The sequence below is a fragment of the Anaerostipes sp. genome (genome assembly GCF_018381315.1).
Classification (GTDB): Bacteria; Bacillota; Clostridia; order Lachnospirales; family Lachnospiraceae; genus Anaerostipes.
Genome location: NZ_JAGZSD010000006.1, coordinates 83,458 through 102,693, shown reverse-complemented (window position 1 = coordinate 102,693; position 19,236 = coordinate 83,458). Strand labels below are relative to the sequence as shown.

Here is a 19,236-nt window from a genome sequence, read left to right as displayed (position 1 = left end):
CTTTCCCATGAAAGAGCAAAAAGAAACATCCCGGCACCGCGGCACCAAAATGTTTCTTTCTCTGTTTTTATAAAAGTTCAGCCGGCCTTTCAACGGATACGAACCGTTTTCTGGGCACTATAGCTGCCGTAATATTTTGTTTTCCCTACAGTTTTGTACGGACGTACCTTTATCTGATAGGATTTTTTTCTGGAAAGCTTTGATATCGTATAGGAACGCTTGGACGTTCTTATATACTTATAAGATTTTGTTCCTTTTTTACGGTAGGCAATCTGATATCCGCCTGCCCCTGCTGCCTTTTTATATTTTATAGTAACCTTTCCGGATTTTTTAGACTTCGCATATGTAATACTTGTCTTCTTTGGAACAATATAAAACGCTCTTACCACACTTCCCGTATAATTTCCTGCTCCTGTTACCTTCACTGTGGCTTTTCCGGTATTTTTATTGCTGCTGTAGCTTAAAGTATAATCTGTATTCTTTTTTAAAGTCTTTGATCCATATTTTACTGTCACAGAAGGCTTTATAGGCTTCCCACTATAAATGCGGTTAGAAATCCTGCTGATACTGAGAGTATTTACTCCGCGTCTGGCAATCTTAAAATACTTGGCCATACGGCCGGTATAGTTCCCTTTTCCTGTAATGGTGACCTCTGCCGTCCCTGCATTGGTATTGTTTCGGTAGGATAATAAATAATCGGTTCCTTTCCTTAGAACCGTGCCATTGTTTGTAATCCGGATATCCGGATATTGTGCTTTTCCTATATAAGTCTTCGGGCTGATACTGCCGCAGCTCAGCTTATTCACATTACATGGAACGATTGTAAAGTTCCTGGTAATCTCTCCAGTATAGTTTCCTATTCCCTTAATCGTCACTGATGCTTTTCCAACATTTTTATTGCCGTCATAGGCCAGTGTATAATCCCTTCCTTCTTTGAGAGTGACAGCCCCATCTTTAACAGTAACCGCAGGAGTCTGTGCTCTTCCATTATAATTTACGGAAGTAATGCTCCCGATATCTGCTTCTGTAAGACTGCGCGGCTGAATCGTAAAAGATATATTTCTTATACCACAATAATCGTTTTCTCCAGTAATAATTAAAGTCGCCTTCCCTGCATTTACATTATTAACATATCTAATACTGTAATCCGTACCTTCATTTAATGTCTGTCCTTCCATAGTAACTTTCAGTAATGGCTTTAATTCTTCTCCATTATAAATATAGGATTTACTGCTTACTTCAATTTCTGCTTTTTGTATTTTCAAGGCATCTGAATCAGTAAATGCTTTAATCCGACAGCAGAACTTATCTTTGCTTGTATCGTACCAACTGCCGTTTTCAAGTACAAAACTCTGCTGCGGAGCCGTTTCTTCCTTCATGGATATCCAGTTATAATTCCAGTCTTGGGCTATTAGGATCTTGCCAGACCCTGTATCCTTATTTTTCAGTGTGACAACCACTGCAAACTTGCTTCCCTGACTTAATCTTATTTTATCGGGAAGTTCAATCGTATAAATCCCCTCATACGCTTTAAAGCCGGTAACCGGCTGTGAAAGCGCCTTTGTTCCGCTGTATGGATCAGAGGGATCCTTTAAATCCGTATAAATTTGGACACTGTAGTTCGTATCTGCGTTGGCTATCCCTACAGAAACTGCGCCCAAATACTCAGGGTTTTTATCACTTCCGCTTTTGGCCTGAAAGACATTAGCTGCAGTCAAGTCTCCTTCCATGCTGCCTTTCATCATACTTGCAGATCCATCATAAAAATAGTTATTATCATATTGTTCAGCTGACATATAATTATAAGCTACAACAGCATTCAGCGGCTGGTCATAGGAAAGATAAAAATATCCCTCATCACCAGCCCAGCTGCCCCAGCTGTTTTTTACAATCCATGCACCATCATTTTCCGGCTTTTGGCTGCCAAACAACTCTTTTGAAACATTGTTGTCATATCCGACAATGGTAACTGAATGGTCAAATGCTGTACTGCCGCTGTAAAAATATTTGGTATTAATTCCTCCGGAAGCATAAGCGATACTGACAGATCCATAATTTATAATGGCCTGTTTTATCCCCTCAATATCATTATCCGGAAGAAAAACAGCATCTTTCATGGCATATTCTGTATGGAGATAATTAAGATCCGCATCCAGAGATTTTGGATAATCAACGGAGTTATTTACATAAGGAGCCCTGCTTTCAGCGACAGGTCCGGCCCACTGAGAAAGACTCACTGCCGTCATCCAGTTGTTTCCTCCGTTTTGCAGATAATCATCTGTGCCCACAGCGGACAGCGCTGTATTCCGGTCTCCCCCGGTATTTCCCAGAGGATCGTTCACACGGTGATAAAAGAAATACGCCAGCTGCAGCTCTGACAGATCCAGGCTGGCCTTGTCAGATGCCAAATTATTCTTTAAAGCACTGGTCTCAGCGGTAGACATAGCAGAAAATGCCCAGCAGTCACCAAATGGATTCTGATCTTTAACACTGGTCACATAATTTTGTGTCCGTGCGTCATATACCTCCGGCAGTACATTTCGCGAACGGAACTGTGCATTTTTTGTTTTTGACTCCGACACCTCATAATCTATGGCATGGTAATTATTGCTGCCCTCATCGGGCGATGCCTTTTCTTTTGCTTCTGCCACAGTCAGCTGACTGAAAAACAAGCAGACTGCCATTAATAAAATCGATAGTTTCTTCATACTGTCTCCCCTCTCCTGCTTTCTGCAGGGACAGAATTATTATCATTTTACCCCCTGTAAATATATATATAACTATATGTAATAGAACAAAGTGAACGAGCCACCTTATCTCTTAGGTCCCTCACTCTTTGAGAGGCTTGTTCACTTTGCGCGCCAAATGCGGTTTGCCAAAGGCAAATAGTTTCTCTGCGCATTTGTACGCATCCTGCACGGAGTGTTTTTTATTTCACGGAACGCTCTTCTATGAAATAAAAAAGGTCTCTGAACAGATATACTTTCTTCACAGACGTTAAATCAATCCTATATTTTCCAAAGCTCTTGTAATTCCTTCTTCTCTCACAGTACCAGTCAGCATATCTGCCGCCCTGCCTGCTGCCTTGCTGTGCCGGCCCATGACAATGGCCGTTCCCACAGCCTCCAGCATCTCAATATCATTGTCAGAATCGCCGAAAGCATAGCAGTCTTCTTTATGGACTCCCAGCCTGTCCATAAGTCTTACAATAGCATCTCCCTTTGTCACTCCTTTTGACATAATATCTAAAATATTCAGATCTTCAAAAGGTTTTACACACTGTAACTCCTCTGCAAATTCTGATTGTAACTTGTCAACCAGTTCTTCCCTTTCATAATTTATAACAATCTTTGTAATATGCTCATCCTTCCGGTCTTCCCAGGGTGCAAACCAACAGTCCGGGAACCCCAAAAAGTCTCGGAAATCCCGATAAAACTGCTGGTTATAATGCATATAATATGTAACGTCCTGTGTCTCTAAATGCAGCGCAGTGTCTTTTGAAAAATACCGTCTGATCACTTCCTGCATTGTCTTCTCTGAAATATGAATATCCGTGACAACCTGCCCGCCGACTTCCGTATAGGATCCATTGCAGGTGATCGCTCCCTCGAATTTATCAATATCATTTTCTAAAAACCGCCTGCTCCTCCCAGAACACAGCATTGTCAAATATCCATTTCCCTTTAGTTTTTCCAAAGATTCAATGGTCTTTTTTGTTGCCTTATTTATGCCGTCTGTGTCATCTACGGTCGTTCCGTCATAATCGAAGAAAACGATTCCCTTGTACTTCTTCATAAAATCCCCTTTTCTCAGCCAAACATTATGTACTATTCTTTTATTGTACTGATTTTATGAAGTAAATTCAATAGGCTATCCAAACCTTTCTTCCTTTATAAGTGTGCAGATGATTACTTACTTCTCTTTCCCATCCATCTGCGCAGAACTTGCATCAGGTGTTCAATCTCTATTGGTTTGGCAAGATAATCATTCATACCTACACTGTAGCCTTTTGCCGCATCTGTAGTAAATGCATTGGCCGTCAGGGCTATAATGGGAATCGTATGGGCATCATCCCTTTCCAAACTGCGGATAGCTGCTGTCGCGTCATAGCCGTTCATTACAGGCATCTGGATATCCATTAAAATAGCACTGTAATCCCCCGGTGCTGATGCTTCAAAGGCTTCTTTGCCCAGCTGTCCGTTTCCGGCTGAATCTACACTGATCTGATTCATTTCAAGCAGCTCTGTAACAATTTCCCGGTTAATATCGTTATCTTCTACCAGAAGCACTCTTCTGCCTTCTATTTCTGTCCCATTCTCTTCCTCTTTAGTCTCTGTATCATTTCCTTTGTCCGCAGAGACAAATAAATGCAGAACCTGCAGCATCTTCGACTTAAAAAGAGGCTTGGTGATAAATGCGTCAGCGCCGGCCTCCAAAAACTCTTCTTCAATATCAGAATAATCATAGGCGGATATCACAATAATTGGAACCTGATCACCTAACTTTCTGCGGATGGCCTTTGTCGCATCCAACCCGTCCATCCCCGGCATCTTCCAGTCCAGAATGACAACGAAGAAATCCTCCTGCTTCTCATGGGCTTCTGCAATTCTGTCAATGGCTTCTTTCCCCGATAAAACCCAGTCTCCCCGCATGCCGATCTCGTGGAGAAGTGCAGCGGCATTCTCACAAGTGATCTGGTCATCATCCACTACCAATACCGGAAGTCCGGTTAATTCATCGCTGCCTTGTGCTTCCTCCCCACAAATTTCAAGAGGGACAGAGACCGTAAATTTGCTTCCCTTTCCAATCTTGCTTTCCACTCCTATGGTACCGTTCATCATTCGCACAATGTTCTCTGTAATTGCCATCCCCAGACCGGTCCCCTGGATTTTACTAATACGGGAATCTTCTGCCCGTGAAAACGGATCAAAGATATGCGGCAGAAAATCCTCGGAAATTCCAATGCCGGTATCAATACAGATAAACTCGTACTGGCTTTTCTTCGGATTAGGCGAATACTGCTCATTGATGCGCAGAGTAATGGTTCCTCCTTCGGGAGTATACTTTATTGCATTGGACAGGATATTCATCAAAACCTGCCTGAGCCTGTCTCCGTCTGCCACCACATTTTCATGGGATACATGTCCGATGCTCATCTCAAAATACTGGTGCTTTTCATTTATCAGAGGAAGGCACATCGAAGTAACTGTTTCGACCATTTCAGGAAGGCTGACCTGCTCCAATGCAATATTTATCTTCCCGCTCTCGATCTTTGACATATCCAAAACCTCATTGATCAGGCTGAGCAAATGCCTGCTGGAAGTATTAATCTTGTCCATACAGTCTTTTATCTTATCCGGATATTCCAGATTTGCCTGCGCAATAGCAGCCATACCCATGATAGCATTCATCGGAGTCCGGATATCATGTGACATAGAGGATAGAAAATTTGTTTTTGCTGCATTTGCCACTCTGGCCGCCTGATAGGCATCTTCCAATGCAATGCGCTGTCTGTCCTGTTCTTCTCTCTCCTTTGTTATATCTATTCCAATGCTGTAAAAGGAATCTAACCCGTCCCAGCTGTCCTTTCCGCTCACATAGCTAAAGGTCATGGTCAGGATCTTGGTTTTTCCGTCACGGGCCACAATACGCGCCTCTATGGCTTTATCTTCCCCGGTCGCCTTGGATTTTCGCATCACTTCCTCCACACGGGCTAAATCATCCGGATGCACATAGTCACACTGGGAGTGAACCTCATTTTGAAACTGTTCTTTTGTATAGCCAATCAGAGGAAGAAATTCTCCCCCATACCAGATAATTGTCTTAAAGTCCCGGGCATCCACACGTGCAAATCCTCCCGGAATAGATCTTATAATGGCTTCTCTCTCCCGGTCTCTCTTCTCCAGCTTATACTCCGGACTCATATTATCATGTGACAGTTCAAGCCGGGCCCTGTGATCCTCCCAATTAACGATCCTGTTTTTTACTATAAATGTACGTTTCAGAACCGGATTATAAAAATCCCACTCATAGAACTCATCTTCTGTCAGAAGGCCATTTGTACAGAAAGGACATGGTTCCTCCCTCCCCTGAATAACCTCATAACACTTGCGGCCAACCAGCTTTTCTGCCGGCTGGCACAGTGTCTCGCAGGCAGCCTGATTGAGGTATAAAAGTTCGTAGGTCTGTATATCCGCAATATATACATTGCCTGCATATTCATCCAGCATCCACTTAAAGTAGCTGGCCTTTTTTTCTAACTGGCGATTCTGCTGCTCCGGCTTAGGATTTTTACAGTCCGTTTCCTCATAAACCATATTTGTACCGGCTCTTTCTTCCAGCCGCTTCGTTTTCTGATGTTCCATACCCCTTCTCCTTCAATCATATAGCAAACAGCATTTTTAATTACAACTTATTAAGTGTCTTGGCGCAGCATAAATTCTTCCTCAAATTGTTCTGCCGGAACAGGCCTGCTGATCAAATACCCCTGAACATAATCACATCCGGCCCTTTTCATAAACTCAAATTGTTCTTCTGTCTCCACCCCTTCTGCACAGCACTGCGTTCCAATAGCATGACTCATCTCCACAATGTGATTTATGAGGATTTCTCCTTTCTCCGACTCCTGATATTTTTGTATAATCCCTTTGTCAATTTTCAGCATATCAAAATTGGTCATCATCAAAAATTCATAAGAAGAATTTCCGCCTCCAAAATCATCAAAAGCAATCGAAAATCCATGTTTTTTCATCTTTTCCAATAATTGTGCCATCTGTTTTTTATTCAGTGTTTCCTGAGTTTCTGTGATTTCCACTTCAAGCTGTCCGGGACTTAAGCTGTATTTTTGAAAAACACTCCAAAACTGCTCAAAAAAATGGTCGTCCAGCAATGTGATCCTGGAAAAGTTAATGGCAAGTTTTATATGAGACAGCCCGGTGTCCTTCCATTTTGTAAGAAGCCTGCACACTTCTTCCATCACAAAAAAATCAATATAAGAAATCAGCCCTTCACTTTCCAGCAGAGGGATAAATTGAAATGGTGATATGACCGTTCCATCTTTTTCTTTATACCGGATCAGAACCTCCGCACTTTTTATCCGATCTTCTTTCACACAGTATTTCGGCTGCAGATACAGTACAAATTCCTTATTGATAATAGATTCCAGCAATTCCTTAAATAAAGGCATTTTCTCAGCGGCTATCTTCTCGTTCTTCTTATAGTAATCCTGTTTGTTAAGGTGCATAAGCCGGTCCGCTTTATTAACCAGCTGCAGCAGGTCAGTCCGCACATCACTCCATGTGGTTCCGACCGACACGATACACCGGCCATTCTCAGACAGGCTCTCTGTCATGGCATGAAGCATCTTACTGAACCTGTCATACTCCATTTTTTCTGTCACAATTAAAAATTCGTCTCCGCTGAGGCGGAATTTTCTTCCGTCCGGAAAATACTGTTTCATTTTATCTGCTATGTGCATAATCAGCATATTTCCGCAGATATGGCCCTTTGTATCATTCATGATTTTGAGTCCGTTAATATCCATAAAAATGACTCCTGCCGGTACCGGACTCTGTTCTGCAAAACTGCTGCAGTATTCTGCATAGCTGTTCCTGTTTTCCAGACCTGTCATAGAATCCTGATAGCTCATCCGCTTCAGTTTTCTCTGTAATATTGTCTTGGAAATCTCATTTTCAATAAAATATGAGAGCTCTTTTAAATATCGGATATTCTTTTTATATCGTTTCGGATCATCAATTCCCAAAAATCCTTTTACTGCTCCTTTGACATGCAGCGGCACTGCAAGCAGGCTCTGAACTCCCTGAGTCTTTAATATCTCATATTCCAACCGCCGGTCATCTCCCAGGCTTTCAACATCCTCCACCTCTATATAATCTCCGGCTTCAAATCCCTGAAGCCAAAACGCAATAGTTTCAATAGAGACATCCTGGAGAATCTCTTTCTGCGGTTTTACTCCCTTTGCACAAATCTCATATGTATTGCTGGCAACGCTCCGTTCCTCATCTATTTCAATAATATAAACGCGGTCCGACTGATAATACTCTCCAATAATCTCTAATACATACTCAATGGAATCTTCCAAGTATTCTGAAGAAGTGAGGCAGTGAATGCAGTCCACAATGCTTTTTTCAGCAGCAATATGATAATCTTCATCTCCGCATTTCACAGGAAATCCGGCCTCTCTGACAAACTGGAGTTCCTGCTCTATTTTCCGATTCCGCTCTGAAACCTCCTTTTTTTGCAAAAAAGTAGCCAGGATTTGTGAAATAAGAGACAAGGCGTTTACTTCCTCCTTTGTCCACAGCCGGACCCCTGTGCACTCATCAAACCCTACAAACCCGCTGAATACATTTTCATTCCAGAAAGCACACTGAAGCGTGGAATGGATCCCCTGTTCCTCAAAAATCTCCACCTGCTCCGGCAGCAGTGTATGAATATCTCTGCAGTAAAAAACCGAATTATCGGCAAACAGAGTTTTATAATCCCCGAACTGACTGTATTTAATATTCTGCAGTTTCTCTTTCTGCGGAGATATTCCGTCATTGCACCATTCGTATGTATTAAAACAATACTCCCCGTCTTCACTGCTTTCAAAAACGTAAGCCCTGCTCACATCGAACCGTTTTCCTACGATCTCTAAAATAGTCTGAACTGCCTGATCCATGTCTTTCATGTCATATAAAATCCGAAAAACATAGCGGGCCAGATTGTCCGGCCCATCAGAGAATTGTTTCTCTGAATCGATTGCTGTACCTAAAAAAGAGCATTCCGCCTCTTCCGTACATAACGGCCTGTCCTTATCGTACATTATATATCTGTTTTTTCCCTGCTTTTTTGCCTGATAAAGAGCAATATCCGCACACCGGTATAAAGAATTAAAATCTTTTCCGTTTTCAGGGTACAGAGCAACACCGATGCTGCAAGTCACCTGCACCGCTTCTTTTTCGTTTTCAAATAGATGGCCAAACATTTGGGACAGCTCTTTTGCTTTTTTCTCAGCCGCAGTCGGGGAAGAAATATTCTTCATAAATATAGTGAACTCATCTCCTCCGATTCTTCCCACAATATCGTTTTCAGACATCAGCTTTTTCATAGTACCGGCCATTTCGGAAAGAACCACATCCCCAAGCATATGCCCTTTTCTATCATTGATCTGTTTAAAATTATCCGTATCAATCATAAATAAGGCACATGAACTGTCCGGCTGTGCCTCCAGGTATTCCTGTACCTGTTCTTCTGTCGTTTCCCGATTATAAATTCCTGTCAAAGCATCTTTTTCAGCTCTGTGCCTTAACTTCTGCAGCTTAAGTTTTTCCTTCTGGACATTCCAAAAAGTTCCCACCGCTTTCGCCGGAATATTATCACTGTCATATTGGGTTATAGCATAAATCTGGCACCAGTTATACTTCTCCTCAGAATTCAAACAACGGAATTCTGCCGAAGAATACAAGTTCCCCTGTCTTACTTTGTCCTGAAATCTGGTCAGCAGCAAAACATCTTCCGGATGGATAAGCGAAAATAATTTTTTGTTCCTGCCAGCATCATTGTATACGTTCTTGCAACGGACCTTTACTCCATCGCTCCGGGAACATGTCAGCCTGTCTGATTTTATATCCCACTCAAAAATTATGATTTCTGACAAATCAACAGAAAACTTATCAGTTTCCAGACAATCATCCTTTTCTCTGTTTGCCATTTTGTCTCCCCTTTATATCCAATAAAAACCTTTTACTTATAGCTTGCTCATATTATATCATATATTGTTTTAATCTGGTGTAAATATCATCGTTTCAATGCGATTTATGCTATTATAATTAAGAAAAGAATTTACGGAATGCCTGCATTATTCCTAAACACATCACGAGAAAGGATGCAAGAATATGTCCAACTATCACAGTCAGGAACAGACGATTTATCGCAATCTTTCAGGGAAAATACAGATGGGCTTTTATGATGACGAGAAACGGTTTCCCTCTGCGAAACAAATTGCCCGGCAGTTCCAGGTCTCCTACTGTCCTGCCCAGAGAGCACTCAAAATGCTGGAGTCTGACGGCCTCATAAAACTTTGCAGGGGCAGTGCCACAACCGTCTTAAATAAGCCTTATGACAATTATCTTGAAAGTGATATTTTCAAACGGCGCAGAAGGTCTCTTCTTGATTTATGCCAGAGTCTCGAATTGATCTCTCCTGCACTCTGTTTGTATATTATTCAGCATGCTGGGAAAACCTTTTCTTCTCCCCGGTACCAAAAGGTTTTTATGGGCCGTCATGCCGGACGTGATCTTTACCAGCAATTTGAACAGACCCTCCTTCAGTTCGGGAATCAAACGGTTCTCAGTCTTTATTACGATATCAGTTCTTTTTCAGGAAGTGCATTCCTGGATATTTTATATTTAAAATATGGGAAAGAAAAGGCTGATTCTCTTTTGAAGAAAATCACTTTAGAATATACAGACTATCTCCAGACAAAACCAAAAGATACTGCCGGCTTTCCGAAAGAAAAACTGGAGAGATTAGGCACACTGTTTTTTCACAGCATTGAAGAATTTCTTAAAAATACAGAGTCCGGTAACTGCCCCGGCAGCGGATCTCCTGATGTTTTCAGCTGGGAGCCCCGCAAAGGACGCATCCGTTACTGCGACATTGTTGCAATTGATCTCATCTGCAAAATCAACCAGAACGTCTACCCTGTCGGTGTCCGCCTTCCCGGCAGTCCGGCCCTGGCTGATATTTACCACATTTCTGAAATAACTGCCCGAAGAACCATCAGTCTTCTGAACAAGCTGGATATCACGGAAACAGTCAATGGAGTCGGAACCTTTGTTGTCTCCCGGGGCGGATCTGAGATTCCATATAAGCTGAAGGATCTGACTCTGGATGACAATCTGAGAGTCTTTTTGGAAGCTCTGCAGATACTTGCCGTCATCAGTGAACCGGTGATGCTCGCTTCGTTTCCCCATGTCCCCCGGGAAATGCTGGAGGATCTTTACAGCGCTGCATCGATGCCCGATGAGACAAACTCTATGGTGCATACGATCAGCATCGGTCTTCAGGCTGTAGTCCGGTACTGCCCTCTGGCTGCCATACAGGATATTTACAGTAAACTTACCCTCCTTTTGCTAAGAGGCAGCATCCTGCGCCTTGATAAAACAGGTTCTGAACCTGTTGCCGGATGGTCCTCGATCTCTTCATCTATCCGCAGCGGCTGTGTCCGTGCAGACTACAATGAACTTGCCCGGGCCTTCCGGACACTGTTTGAACGTAATTTTACATCGGCAAAAAAGGAACTCCTGGAAATCGGTGTTGAAGGCGCAGAACACATTTCCGGTTTTTGATCTTCTGCATCATTGTATGCAGAGATAGGCCTCCTTGCGGTCCCATATAATCGGCATTTTGGGAGATCCTTCAGCCGCACATCGGCACAGTTCCCCAACCCTGTATTCAGGGTAAGTATCTCTGAACTTTTGATTTCCGTACAGTAAAATACCATGTTCTTCTACTACAAAAATACAGTCACCCAGACTGTTCAAAACAGTCTGATACTGCTGCATCTCCTTGTGGACCCTTTTTGCTTTCTTTTTCTGCAAAAAGATAGAAAGAATCTGTGCAATCAGCGACAAAGTACTGACTTCTTCCTGCGTCCACAGACGCAGTCCGGTACACTCATCAAACCCGACAAATCCCTGAAACACTCCGTCATCCCAGAAGGCACACTGCAGCGTAGAGTGTATTCCCTGAGCAGAAAACAGCGCTTCCTGCTCAGGCGCCAGAGTATGGATATCCCGGCAATAAAAGATAGAATCTTCCCCAAAGAGTTTTATATAATCTCCGTAGTCCGCATAATCACAATTCTGCAGATTCGCTATTTCCGGTGAGACACCCTCGCTGCACCATTCATAAGTATTGGATGTATACCGGCTGTCATCTGAATTTTCAAACACATAGGCACGGCTTACATCAAACTGTTTTCCTACAATCTCCAAAGCAGTGTCGACCGCCTCATCTACATTCTCTGACTGGTACAGAATCCGGAATACATAACGGGTCAGATTATCAGAACTCTCTGCATATCTTTTTTCTGAATCTATCTCTGTCCGGAGTGAAACATAAGTATTGTCCTCCAGTCCTTTTATGGAATTCTCCCCATATATGACATAGTTATTTTTACCCCGGCTTTTTGCCTGATATAAGGCCTTATCTGCTTTTACGAACAGTTCTTTAAAATTCCTGCCGTCTCTTGGATAGACAGCGATTCCTATACTGCAGGTAATATTGACAGGATTTTTATCATTTTCAAACAAATGCCTGAACATGTTCAGCAGTTCTTTTCCTCTTTTTTCTGCATCTTTCTGTGAAGATATATTCTTCATAAATACTGTGAATTCATCTCCCCCGATTCTGCCTACAACATCACTGCTTCGCATCAGTTTTTTCATGCCGGATGCCATCGCTGACAGGACCGTATCCCCCGTCATATGTCCTTTTGTATCATTGATCTGTTTAAAATTATCCGTGTCAATCATAAATAAAGCATTCATGGTATCTTCGTTCTCTGCAAGATACTGCCGGATCTGTTTCTCTGTTTCGGCACGGTTATAAATGCCGGTTAACGCATCTTTTTCGGCACGGTGCTGCAGTTTCTCCATCTTTCTCCGTTCTGCCGTGATATCCAAACCGATGCTGTACAAGGTCGGGATCCCGTCCCAGCTGTCTTCTCCGCTTACATAGCACAGAGTAACTGTCCAGATACGTTCCTCCTTTGAACGGGTATAAGCCCTCACTTCAAGGACCGCATTTTCTCCGGTCTTCTTCATATCCTGAGCCATCAGGCTTGCACGTTTAAAGTCATCCGGGTGCATATATGCACATCGGTTGTGAAGTTCCTCTTCAAACTGTTCCTTTGTATATTCTATCATGTCCAGAAAAATATCATTGCACCACAGTACTGACCGGTGATCTCTGGCATCTATCCGGATCATTCCTGCCGGAATGGTTTTTAGTATCGCTTCTCTCTCCTGGTCTTTCTTGGCCAGCTTATATTCTGTACTATACATATCATAGGACAGCTCTATGCGTGCTCTGTGGCCGTTCCAATTCAGCATTCTGTCTTTGATCATAAAGGTACGCTTCAAATTGGGATTGAAAAATTCCCATTCATATGCTTCATCTTTGTTTAAATATTCATTTGTACAGAATGGACAGGGGGCATTTCTGCCCTGTATGGCTTCATAGCACTTTCTCCCTACCAGTTTATCCTCTGTTGTCTGCAGTGTATTGCAGGAATGCTTGTTTAAATACAGCAGTTCATAAGTATCCATATCACTGATGTACACATTTCCTGCATACTCGGACAGCATCCACTCAAAATTTTTCGTGCGTTCTTCTTCTCTTTGAAGCAGCTCAGTTTGTTTTAGCTTTAATTCATTGATATCGGTATATACCAGATAAACTGTCCCGGTTTCATCTTCATCTGGCCGGCCAAAGGTTCCCGTTATTTTCACCCAGGTAAGGCTCCCCTGATTCCCTGGCATTTGCATCTCATATTCCGCACTTCTTTCTCCGCGGCCATATGCATTTTGAAAATGCTGTATCATAGGTCCGAAGTCCTGCATTTTTGCCCTGCCGTACTGCTTTAGATCCGGAAACCAGAGAAGAAATTCCTCCTCTGTGCAGCCTGCCAGCCGGTAAAAGGCCTCATTTCCCCAGATGACTGTAAAAATCTCATCCATACGGTGCATGCTCATTCCTATATCCATGCTTTTTAAAATATCTTCCGAAAAACCCTCACCATACATCTTCTGCTCCATTCCTGTAATCTCCCCGATCTCCTTAATTTTATTCCCTGTTTTATCTGCTTATTTTCCTTTGCTTAACAATATCAAATAATACCGAAAATGTACAGTAAACCGCTATGCTTTTTTGCGGTATAGCGGTCATTATAAATATGTGTCTCAAAAAACATCTGCCTTTTTATCATTCTATAATAATTGCCTTTACATTAATAATATTAATTTAATTATTAATTTTATTAATTTTATATTTGACATTTTTAAGTTTTGATATTATATTATAAGAAAGCAGAAAGGAAATGATAATATGAAAAAAGTTATCAGCCGGTGTCCGGTATGTAATCATGACTTAACCGTCACAAGACTAAAATGCGGCTCCTGCAGTACCGTTATTGAAAACAATTTTCGGCTCAGCAAATTTGACTATCTTTCAGATGAGGAACTATATTTTACAGAAACCTTTATCCGGTGCCGCGGAAATATTAAAGAGGTCGAGAAAGCACTTGGAATATCCTACCCTACGGTCCGTTCTAAACTGGACGCTGTCATAAAGCAGCTTGGTTATGAATCTGTCCCTGAGGAACCGTCCATTCAAAGAGAAGAAATCTTAAAAGCATTGGAAAATGGAGAAATAACAGCAGAACAGGCAATTGCAAAGTTAAAATAGCACAAAACAAGAAGGAGTTTGTATTATGGATGAAAAATTAAGGATTTTAAAAATGGTAGAAGACGGGACAATAACAGCAGAACAAGGTGCAGAACTGATGTCTGCTATGAATGCAGATATGCCGTCCCGGCAGACCGTCATAAAAAGCGGCAGCTACGACAAAAAAATGTTTCGTGTCATTGTAGACAGTATTTCCGGAGACAAAGTAAACGTACAGTTTCCAGTGGGAGCCATCAAAAAGATCTTAAAAGTAACCGGGAAGCTTCCCATTCCGGAAAAAGACCTGGAAGGCGTAGATCTTTCCAGCATGATGGAAGCTGTCTCCGAATGTCTGGATGATGAGATTGAAGGTGATTTTGTCAATGTGGCAGCGGCCGACGGAACAACTGTAAGAGTTTTCGTTGACAAATAGAGGATGCAAATATGAAAGTAAAAATCCGGACAAAAGGACTTCATATGTTTATCCCGCTCCCATCTGCCATGATTGGCTTTGCTGTAAGATTTATTCCTGAAAGTGTGTTTGAAAGATTAAGGTTAAATACACCGAAACCTTACTGTGATTTCATAACAAAAGAGACATGCTCTATGATATTAAGGGAATGTCTGGATATGTTAAAAGAAAACAAAGGCCTGGAAATTATTCACGTGGAAGCATCGGACGGCACATTCGTATCTGTGAAACTATAAGTCCAGAATTTAAAGAATAAAGTGTCCCGTCCACTTTGCGCGCCAAATGTAATTTGCCAAAGGCAATAAAAAAAACGCCCTTTAGGCAGATATATCTTCTGTCTAAGGGGCGTTCCTTTTTTATTTCGTTTATAACTATCTGATAAAGTTGGTAGGACAAAATTCTTCTTTTTCAGGCAGCCCATATGCATTCTTTCCAAGGGCAATACTTTTCATAAGAAAAATCATGTTTCTCGCTAAGGTTCTCATGGTTTGAAGGCCTTCCTCATCCTGTTTGGCCTGACCGGGCTCTCTGCCGTGTATGCTGTTCCAATATTGGCTGGATACAACCGGCATGCCTGTGATCGTAAAGTATTTATTCAGCTGGTCAAAGGTGGCAGATAAGCCGCCGCGTCTTGCAGCTACAACAGCCGCTCCTGCTTTCATCGTTTTATCAAAATGTGTGCTGTAGAACAGCCGGTCCAGAAAAGCGGCCAATGTGGCATTTGCAGAAGCATAATAGACCGGACTGGCAACCACCAGGCCATCGCATTTCTCAAATTTCAGCGCTGTCTCATTGACGATATCATCAAACACACACTTCCCTTTTTCTGCACAGGAGTTACACGCCACACAGCCCCTGATATCTTTGTTTCCAACTTGGACTATTTCTGTTTCAATATTCTCTGCCAAAAAGACTTTTTCCATCTCATGCAGTGCCACGCAGGTATTTCCCTTCGGACGGGGACTCCCGTTTATCATTAACACTTTCATACTTAAAACCTCCTTTTTATTTCAGGATACTACTTGGAGTTAACTCAATGTCAAGTAATTTTGCATGTGCCGTAATTTTTCCCATAAATTACCTCCAAAACATATCGAACATATGTTTCTTTTTTAATATCATCTATGTTATACTTAAGGCCGAAAGGAGTAATTCACTTATGGAAAGGATTTATGCCTGTATTGATTTAAAAAGCTTTTATGCTTCTGTGGAAGCTGTCGAGCGCGGCCTCGATCCATTTAAAGCGAATCTCGCTGTAGCCGATCCATCAAGAGGCCAGGGTGCTATCTGTCTTGCTGTTACGCCTGCAATGAAAGCTCTTGGAATCAAAAACCGCTGCCGTCTTTTTGAAATTCCGGAAACCATAACATACATTACCGCAAAACCGAGAATGAAGCGCTATATGCAATACTCTGCTCATATCTATTCGATTTATCTGAAATATGTGAGTAAAGAAGATATCCATGTCTATTCCATTGATGAATGTTTTTTAGATTTTACCCCTTATCTGAATACGTATCAAAAAACTCCAAAAGAAATGGCTGTCATGCTGATTAACGCCGTTTATGAAGAAACAGGTATTTGTGCAGCAGCCGGTATCGGTACAAACCTGTTCCTTGCAAAAATAGCTTTGGACATCACGGCAAAGCATACACCCGATCATATCGGTTATCTTGACGAAGCAGAATTTAAGAGGACAATCTGGCACCACCGTCCGATCACAGATATATGGAACATCGGAAAAGGTATCGCTAAACGTCTGGAGCGTTACGGAGTCCGCGATCTCTATGGAGCCGCACATATGGAAGAAAAGATCCTTTATAAAGAATTCGGTGTCAATGCAGAATTCCTGATCGACCATGCACACGGAAGGGAACCGTGTACCATAAAAGATATTCATGCATATGAGGCAAAAGACCGTTCTGTCACCCAAAGCCAGATTCTTTTTGAAAACTATTCCTATGATGATGCCCTCCTGGTGCTCAAAGAAATGGTCGATACACTGACCTTGGAACTCAGAAGCCGAAAGCTGACAACCAATTCCATTTCTATGACCATCGGATATTCCAAAGGAGAAGGTTCCCCATCCGGAGGCACCAGAAAGCTTTCAGAACGGACAGACTCGTACCAGGAGCTCTCCCGTGAATTTCAAAAGTTCTTTCATCAGACTGTCCGGAGAGGTGTTCCTATACGCAGGATTGCTGTAGGCGCAAATCATGTGCAGGAAAATTCCTGCCGGCAGCTTCACCTGTTTTGCGATCCGGAAGCAAAAGAAAAGGAAAACCGCCTGCAGGACGCCGTCCTGTCCGTAAAAGAGCGCTTTGGAAAGAATGCCGTTGTCCGCGGAATGAGTTTACAGGATAAAGCAACCGGCAGGAAACGCAATATATTGATTGGAGGCCATAATGAAAGCTGACCGTGCAAGACAGTTTCTTCCGTTCGCAGCTTTAAAGGGGTATGATGAAATGCTCCGGGAAATCGAACGCGAAACAGAGCCAAAAAGAGAATTGACAGAAGAAGATGCCCGGCGTCTGAATGAAGAAATAAAGACCATCTGCAAGGGGATGCGGGTGCATATTATTTACTACAAAAAAGACGTATATGCAGAAACAGAGGGAACGGTGTCCTTTATTGATACGGTGTTTCGTAAAATCTTTGTGGGAAAAGAAGAAATTTCTTTTGACGACATCTGGCATATATCCGGGTGTCAATGAAATACTTCATGGACACACCGGAATCTAGCTGTTCAGCAGTTTTGTTAAATCCTCAGCAGACGCATCCATTTTTACCGATACTTCTTCCATAGTCATACCAGAGGCAAGAAAGCGGTTTATTACCATTTTCATATCTTCTCCAACCTCTATGATATGCCCGTCCAAATCATAAAATCTAACAACACGCTGTCCCCAGTTATGCTCAAAGACTTCTCCTAAATACTCAATGTCAGGATACTTTTTCAGCTTATTTAAAAAGCCGTCAAAATCTTCTTCCTCAAAGCATATTTCTATATTATTGGATTTTTTCAATATGTTTTCTTTGGGCAAACCAACAAGCCAATGAAACTCCTGCTGCAAAGACAAGCCACAGGTAAAGGATATATTTATTCCGTAATCCTGATAAATTTTTAGTCCGAACAAATCTTCATAAAAATTTCTTGCGGCATTGATGTCTGCTACTGCTATAACCGTACAAGTGTATTTCAACCTATTGCTCCTTTCAAATCATGCTTATCAGATGCGTTCAGCATAGATTTCCGCATTTATATGCCATTCTCCATCATCTTTGACAGTAACATTCTGCCAATGAAATTTGTTATCATCAATCTTGACGAAAACCCACTTTCTTCTTTCATCATCAATATATGTAAGAACTATCATTCCGTCTTGTTTTCTTGCCTCAAGCCGTATTATTTTTCCTGTGTAGCCATATGCTACATCCCATGCATGTGTATCAGGATTATAGATGCGAAGTGATGTTCCGTATTCATAATCAGGCAGGATGATGACATCCTGTATTGCCATTCCTTCAAGAACCCATGAAAAATGCCATTCGCCTTTGATTTCGCGGGAGTTGTTACTCTCAGTATAGTTGATTTTCCAACTCCCGATAAGTTTTCCAAAATAATCAAACTCTTCAGGCAGTGCTGTATTTCTTCTTTCGCTGGACAGAGCTTCAAAAAAGTCTTGCATATATTAATTCCTCCTATTAATCTTTGGCTAGCCTTATACTGTCAGCTGCCCATAGATCTCATCATAAAACTGGGATTTGTAGTTTATTGCATAACTAAAAAGTATCACCGACCTGTGATTAAACCTAAATACTTAATCTCCGCATATGGTAGCTTTGCTTGTCTTGCATAATTATTATACTCTAATGCTTTATCTTTATTGTTTTGAATGCCAATTCCATATTTATAAATGTCACTTAACCTATCAGCCGACCAAACATAACCTAATTTTAAAGTCTCTTGAAATAATTCAATGGCTAATTTTTCGTTCTTTTCTATTCCCATTCCCGAAAGATAACATTCAGCCAAATAGTATTTGGCAATAACTAATCCTGACTCTGCTGATATTTTGAAACATTCAACTGCCTTTGAAACATTTTGTGCAATTTGGGGCATGCCAAACAAAGATAAATAACCAACTTGGAAGATTGCTTCATTATGCCCTTTCTCGGCTGCTATGCAAAAGTAACTTAATGCTTTCCTAAGATTCCATTGTTCATTGAGAGTTAATAACTCTAACCCTTTAAGAAATTGTTCTTCACCATCAATTTTAAAAATATTTTGCATTAAAACCCTCCTTTTT

Annotated in this window: 15 protein-coding genes; 6 read left to right on the top strand and 9 right to left on the bottom strand. The window is 41.7% G+C overall.

All coding sequences use genetic code 11. The features are described from left to right. Window positions 1–89: 89 nt before the first annotated feature. The 4 genes from KH180_RS06800 to KH180_RS06785 form a co-directional block, all read right to left on the bottom strand. Entirely contained in the window at window positions 90–2,708 is a 2,619-nt protein-coding gene (locus KH180_RS06800) for a C1 family peptidase (RefSeq protein ID WP_290758234.1), read from the bottom strand. Between the two features lie 289 nt (window positions 2,709–2,997). Then, a complete protein-coding gene (locus KH180_RS06795; protein ID WP_290758233.1) occupies window positions 2,998–3,795 on the bottom strand; it encodes an HAD family hydrolase in 798 nt (265 codons plus the stop codon). Window positions 3,796–3,908: 113 nt separating this feature from the next. Next, the gene (locus KH180_RS06790; protein WP_290758230.1) at window positions 3,909–6,365 is read right to left on the bottom strand and encodes a PAS domain-containing hybrid sensor histidine kinase/response regulator; all 2,457 of its coding nucleotides are present in this window, start codon (window positions 6,363–6,365) and stop codon (window positions 3,909–3,911) included. A 50-nt stretch (window positions 6,366–6,415) separates the two neighbouring features. After that, a complete protein-coding gene (locus tag KH180_RS06785) occupies window positions 6,416–9,715 on the bottom strand; it encodes an EAL domain-containing protein (protein WP_290758228.1) in 3,300 nt (1,099 codons plus the stop codon). 184 nt (window positions 9,716–9,899) lie between these two features. On the opposite strand from KH180_RS06785, the gene KH180_RS06780 reads away from it, so the two are divergent. After that, window positions 9,900–11,354: a GntR family transcriptional regulator gene (locus tag KH180_RS06780; protein WP_290758226.1), complete on the top strand. Its 1,455-nt coding sequence runs from the start codon at window positions 9,900–9,902 to the stop codon at window positions 11,352–11,354. 9 nt (window positions 11,355–11,363) lie between these two features. Here KH180_RS06780 and KH180_RS06775 read toward each other — a convergent pair whose 3' ends face one another. Continuing rightward, complete coding sequence (locus KH180_RS06775) at window positions 11,364–13,826, bottom strand: sensor domain-containing diguanylate cyclase (RefSeq protein WP_290758223.1); 2,463 nt, start codon at window positions 13,824–13,826, stop codon at window positions 11,364–11,366. 289 nt (window positions 13,827–14,115) lie between these two features. Between KH180_RS06775 and KH180_RS06770 the strand changes: the two genes are divergently transcribed. The 3 genes from KH180_RS06770 to KH180_RS06760 are packed head-to-tail and all read left to right on the top strand — an operon-like array spanning window position 14,116 to window position 15,162. Then, window positions 14,116–14,475: a DUF2089 domain-containing protein gene (locus KH180_RS06770; protein WP_290758220.1), complete on the top strand. Its 360-nt coding sequence runs from the start codon at window positions 14,116–14,118 to the stop codon at window positions 14,473–14,475. A gap of 25 nt (window positions 14,476–14,500) precedes the next feature. After that, window positions 14,501–14,887 (top strand): SHOCT-like domain-containing protein, encoded by a 387-nt coding sequence (locus KH180_RS06765; RefSeq protein ID WP_290758217.1) that lies wholly within the window; start codon window positions 14,501–14,503, stop codon window positions 14,885–14,887. Between the two features lie 11 nt (window positions 14,888–14,898). Then, on the top strand, window positions 14,899–15,162 hold the full coding sequence (locus KH180_RS06760; RefSeq protein ID WP_290758215.1) for a hypothetical protein: 264 nt from the start codon (window positions 14,899–14,901) through the stop codon (window positions 15,160–15,162). Window positions 15,163–15,297: 135 nt separating this feature from the next. Here KH180_RS06760 and KH180_RS06755 read toward each other — a convergent pair whose 3' ends face one another. Further along, window positions 15,298–15,915, bottom strand: coding sequence for a flavodoxin family protein (locus KH180_RS06755; protein WP_290758212.1), 618 nt, complete (start codon window positions 15,913–15,915; stop codon window positions 15,298–15,300). Between the two features lie 170 nt (window positions 15,916–16,085). On the opposite strand from KH180_RS06755, the gene KH180_RS06750 reads away from it, so the two are divergent. Further along, a complete protein-coding gene (locus KH180_RS06750; protein ID WP_290758209.1) occupies window positions 16,086–17,342 on the top strand; it encodes a Y-family DNA polymerase in 1,257 nt (418 codons plus the stop codon). Further along, a complete protein-coding gene (locus KH180_RS06745) occupies window positions 17,332–17,640 on the top strand; it encodes a YolD-like family protein (protein ID WP_290758206.1) in 309 nt (102 codons plus the stop codon). Before KH180_RS06750 ends, KH180_RS06745 begins: the two co-directional genes overlap by 11 nt. Window positions 17,641–17,664: 24 nt before the next feature. On the opposite strand, the gene KH180_RS06740 is transcribed toward KH180_RS06745, so the two are convergent. From KH180_RS06740 to KH180_RS06730, 3 genes are all read right to left on the bottom strand, one after another. Further along, window positions 17,665–18,129 carry a VOC family protein gene (locus tag KH180_RS06740; RefSeq protein ID WP_290758205.1) on the bottom strand — a complete coding sequence of 155 codons (465 nt, stop codon included), beginning with the start codon at window positions 18,127–18,129 and terminating at the stop codon, window positions 17,665–17,667. A 27-nt stretch (window positions 18,130–18,156) separates the two neighbouring features. Then, complete coding sequence (locus KH180_RS06735) at window positions 18,157–18,615, bottom strand: hypothetical protein (RefSeq protein ID WP_290758202.1); 459 nt, start codon at window positions 18,613–18,615, stop codon at window positions 18,157–18,159. Between the two features lie 104 nt (window positions 18,616–18,719). Then, on the bottom strand, window positions 18,720–19,220 hold the full coding sequence (locus KH180_RS06730; RefSeq protein WP_290758200.1) for a tetratricopeptide repeat protein: 501 nt from the start codon (window positions 19,218–19,220) through the stop codon (window positions 18,720–18,722). Window positions 19,221–19,236 lie beyond the last annotated feature (16 nt).

Bases quoted from the DNA above. Each gene is read 5' to 3' on its own strand.
- KH180_RS06755 (WP_290758212.1), bottom strand. From the start codon at position 15,915: ATGAAAGTGTTAATGATAAACGGGAGTCCCCGTCCGAAGGGAAATACC.
- KH180_RS06800 (WP_290758234.1), bottom strand. From the start codon at position 2,708: ATGAAGAAACTATCGATTTTATTAATGGCAGTCTGCTTGTTTTTCAGT.
- KH180_RS06780 (WP_290758226.1), top strand. From the start codon at position 9,900: ATGTCCAACTATCACAGTCAGGAACAGACGATTTATCGCAATCTTTCA.
- KH180_RS06770 (WP_290758220.1), top strand. From the start codon at position 14,116: ATGAAAAAAGTTATCAGCCGGTGTCCGGTATGTAATCATGACTTAACC.
- KH180_RS06795 (WP_290758233.1), bottom strand. From the start codon at position 3,795: ATGAAGAAGTACAAGGGAATCGTTTTCTTCGATTATGACGGAACGACC.
- KH180_RS06785 (WP_290758228.1), bottom strand. From the start codon at position 9,715: ATGGCAAACAGAGAAAAGGATGATTGTCTGGAAACTGATAAGTTTTCT.
- KH180_RS06730 (WP_290758200.1), bottom strand. From the start codon at position 19,220: ATGCAAAATATTTTTAAAATTGATGGTGAAGAACAATTTCTTAAAGGG.
- KH180_RS06735 (WP_290758202.1), bottom strand. From the start codon at position 18,615: ATGCAAGACTTTTTTGAAGCTCTGTCCAGCGAAAGAAGAAATACAGCA.
- KH180_RS06745 (WP_290758206.1), top strand. From the start codon at position 17,332: ATGAAAGCTGACCGTGCAAGACAGTTTCTTCCGTTCGCAGCTTTAAAG.
- KH180_RS06765 (WP_290758217.1), top strand. From the start codon at position 14,501: ATGGATGAAAAATTAAGGATTTTAAAAATGGTAGAAGACGGGACAATA.
- KH180_RS06775 (WP_290758223.1), bottom strand. From the start codon at position 13,826: ATGGAGCAGAAGATGTATGGTGAGGGTTTTTCGGAAGATATTTTAAAA.
- KH180_RS06750 (WP_290758209.1), top strand. From the start codon at position 16,086: ATGGAAAGGATTTATGCCTGTATTGATTTAAAAAGCTTTTATGCTTCT.
- KH180_RS06790 (WP_290758230.1), bottom strand. From the start codon at position 6,365: ATGGAACATCAGAAAACGAAGCGGCTGGAAGAAAGAGCCGGTACAAAT.
- KH180_RS06760 (WP_290758215.1), top strand. From the start codon at position 14,899: ATGAAAGTAAAAATCCGGACAAAAGGACTTCATATGTTTATCCCGCTC.